The sequence below is a fragment of the Luteococcus peritonei genome, assembly GCF_039526385.1.
Classification (GTDB): Bacteria; Actinomycetota; Actinomycetes; order Propionibacteriales; family Propionibacteriaceae; genus Luteococcus; species Luteococcus peritonei.
In genome coordinates this window covers 1-1,002 of record NZ_BAAAIX010000011.1, presented here as the reverse complement: position 1 = coordinate 1,002, position 1,002 = coordinate 1, and the positions used below count along the sequence as shown (strand labels likewise).

The window sequence follows — 1,002 nt, the reverse complement described above, 5'->3', positions numbered from 1 at the left end:
CATCAGACGGTCACACAGGCCGCCTGACCAGCCCCTAGAAATCTGTCAACCAAACTGGGGGCAGTCCCCTTGGCGTGTGTGGCGCTCAGTCGTCGCGGTGGGTGAGGTCTTCGAGTGCTGCCCTGCCGACGGGGGCGTGGATCTGGGCGGGGATGACGGCGAGGCGTGTTGTGTTGGATCGGGCGCGGGTGAGTTGTTCGGTCTCGCCGGCGGCTCGTCGGGCGAGCAGCGGCGCGGTGGGCTCTGCTGCCTGCAGGGAGTTGTTGACCACCCATGCCCACGGGGTGATGCCGGCGCGGTTGAGGTCCTGGACGAGGTGTTCGGCTTCCAGCACCGGGGTGGTCTCGGGCAGGGTGACGACGAGGATCTTGGTGTGGTCGGGGTCCTGGAGGCGCATCAGTGGTGTGGTGGTGCGGGTCTTCTGGTCGTCGTCGAGGTGGCGGACGATGTCGCGGTGGTAGGAGCCGGTGGCGTCCATGAGGAGCAGGGTGTGGCCGGTGGGTGCGGTGTCCATGACGACGAACTGGTCACGGGCCTGGTTCACGGCTCGGCTGAACTGCTGGAAGACCGCGATCTCCTCGGTGCAGGGGCTGAGGAGGTCTTCGCGGAGTGCGGCGCGGCCGGCTTCGTCGAGGTGCTTGCCCTTGGCGGCCATGACGCCGTCGCGGTAGGCCTGTGTGGCCTGCTCGGGGTCGATCGCGTCGACGGTGAGGTTGTCGACGTGGCCGTCGAGTGTCGTGGCGAGGTGCGCGGCCGGGTCGGTGGTGGTCAGCCGTACCCGGTGCCCGCGTTCGGCCAGCGCGACGGCGATGGCGGCGGCGACGGTGGTCTTGCCGACCCCGCCCTTGCCCATCGTCATGATCAGGCCGTGGCCGGAACGTTCCAGCTCGTCGACGAGCTGTGCGAGCGTGTCGTGCTCTTGGGCGGGTGCCGTCTGAACCGCCCCGGCATGTCCGGAGAGTGAATTCGTTGAAAGGATCACTCTCATGGCACGTGCTTCGA

At 68.1% G+C, this 1,002-nt stretch carries 1 protein-coding gene; it reads right to left on the bottom strand.

Features of this window, described 5'->3' with window-relative positions; all coding sequences use genetic code 11:
* Window positions 1-85: 85 nt before the first annotated feature.
* Complete coding sequence (locus tag ABD073_RS05115) at window positions 86-859, bottom strand: ArsA-related P-loop ATPase (protein ID WP_343872831.1); 774 nt, start codon at window positions 857-859, stop codon at window positions 86-88.
* Window positions 860-1,002 lie beyond the last annotated feature (143 nt).

Coding starts and splice junctions, on each gene's coding strand:
- ABD073_RS05115 (WP_343872831.1), bottom strand. CDS start 859: ATGACGATGGGCAAGGGCGGGGTCGGCAAGACCACCGTCGCCGCCGCC.